We start from the raw sequence: 2,031 nt of genomic DNA, 5'->3' as shown, positions 1-2,031 counted from the left end.
CGCAATAGAAAGCGACCTCGCCTTTCTCGAAATCGAAGCCGGAGATGGAGCGGACGAACAGCTCTCCCTCCATCTCGATGGCGAAGGTGTTCCTGGCCAGCTTGGCCGGCAGCTCCTGCGGTTTGCAGCGCAGCGCCTTGGCCAGCGCATCGATGAAGCTCACCACCTCGAACCCGTCGCGGTCGATCACGCCGCGCACGACGCGGCGCATCGGATCGGCATCGACCACGGAGAACCGGGTCTGGGTCGGGCGGAAATTCTGTGACTTGAAGATGCCGTAGCGGATGCCGGGCGCCATCTTCAGGAAGATGGTCACCGCCGCATTTTCCAGCACGCGCTGGCCGTCGAACAGGTGGGTGTTGCGGAAATCGAGCTTGCCGCCGGCCGAGCCGCCGATGAACAGGCAGGGGAAATGGCCGGAACGGTAGACCGCCTCCATGAACCAGCTTTCGCTGGCCGACAGACCGTCGATGAAGGTCAGCGCCACCGTGTCGTGGCTGTCGACGGCGAAGGGAACGCGGATGCGGTCAAGCTCGCCGCGGATCGCCTCCACCCGCGCCGGAACGTCGCGGGTCGGCCGGCCGCCGCGCAGGTCGTCGCAATGCAGCGGGACCGTGTGGATGCTGATCCCGGCGAACAGGCGGGGGCTGAAGGATTGCAGGACCACGCTGTCCCAGCGCTCGCCGGCCTTGCGGTAGAGCGGTTGGCCTTCGGCCGCGCACAGCTCGCCCGCGGTGGAAACCAGAACCAGCTGGGTCGCCGGCGGCAGGGCCGAGCGGACCGCGCGGGCGGTGGCGGCGAAGTCGACATGCGGCGACACGAAGCCGACGACCAGCGCCGGCGCACCGGCGGCGAAATTCAGCCCGTCCAGCGTCGCGGCGCCAAGTTGTCCGGCCGGCAGGCACAGGCTGCGGATCGGCGCTTCCGCCGACACCGTTGCCTGTGGCGCCGGTTCGGATCGCACAGCCGGAGTGCCGAAGCCGATGGTGGTCTGGGTGGCGGTCGGGGTGTCCGAGCGGAAGAATGACAGCATGCGGGCGAATCCTCGGTCGACAGTGTTGTTCGTTCTGCGCGCCGATTTCGGCTTTTTATTGCTGGAAGTCTTTTCCCTGACTCATTTTACAAACAGTTTGACTGCCGATTGGTGGCGATTGTGATCCGGGGGACTCCTTACCGGGCTGTGGCACGACGTCGCAGCCAGAGGTGGCGGGGACGGCATGGGCGGGAGTCGATTCCGCTTGTGGGGCCAGCGAAACATTGGCATAAGGCAAGTCATAGGCCTGGGGTGCCGTGCGGTGGTCGCGCGGCTGAGAACACACCCATCGAACCTGTCTGGGTAATGCCAGCGAAGGGAGCCGCCGCATGATCCATGCGCCAGAACCGCATCCAGTGTCCGTTTCCGGACTCCGTCCGTCCGTTGCCGTCATCGGTGCCGGCTGCATCGGCCTTTCCATCGCCTGGAGGCTGGCGTCGGCCGGCTGCCGGGTCGATGTCTTCGAGCGGGGCGAGGCCGGGCGCGGCGCCACCCATGCCGCCGGCGGCATGCTGGCCGCCTGTGTCGAGACCGAACCGGGCGAGGAGTGGCTGCTGCCGCTGACCCGTGCCTCGCAGGCGCTGTGGCCCGCTTTCGCCCGCGATCTGGAGGCGGCGAGCGGCATGGCCGTCGACCTGCGCGGCGAAGGCACCATGGTCATCGCGCTGACCGCCGACGATGCCGCCAAGGTCCGCTTCCTGCACGGCTTCCAGCGCGACCTGGGCCTGCCGGTGGAGTGGCTGAGCGGGGCCGAGGTGCGGCGGCGCGAGCCCTTCCTGCAGCCGGGCGTCGCCGGTGCGCTGTTCTGTGCCGGCGACCATCAGGTCGACAACCGCAAGGTCGCAGCCGCGCTGCGCCGCGCCGCGGAAGCCGCCGGTGTCCGCTTGCACNAGCGCTGCGGCAAGGTGGCCCTGGCGGTGAAAGGCGGACGGGCCATCGGGTTGCGTGTGGCCCAAACGCTGCACCGGGCCGACCGGGTGGTTCTGGCGCCCGGGCAT

The 2,031-nt window shown here is 68.5% G+C and carries 2 protein-coding genes and 1 riboswitch; of the genes, one reads left to right on the top strand and one right to left on the bottom strand.

The genetic code is table 11. The features are described 5' to 3' along the window. The coding region (locus I71_RS18255; RefSeq protein ID WP_280109894.1) for an FIST signal transduction protein at window positions 1-1,033 on the bottom strand (1,033 nt) is incomplete at its 3' end. A 238-nt stretch (window positions 1,034-1,271) separates the two neighbouring features. Continuing rightward, window positions 1,272-1,371, top strand: a riboswitch (TPP riboswitch). Between I71_RS18255 and I71_RS18250 the strand changes: the two genes are divergently transcribed. Further along, window positions 1,363-2,031, top strand: a 669-nt coding sequence (locus I71_RS18250; protein WP_042696267.1) for an FAD-dependent oxidoreductase, incomplete at its 3' end; no start/stop codon positions are given. (Overlaps the previous riboswitch by 9 nt.)

This window comes from Azospirillum sp. B506 (assembly GCF_000333595.1).
Lineage (GTDB): Bacteria > Pseudomonadota > Alphaproteobacteria > Azospirillales > Azospirillaceae > Azospirillum.
This window is presented reverse-complemented; position numbering and strand designations above follow the sequence as displayed.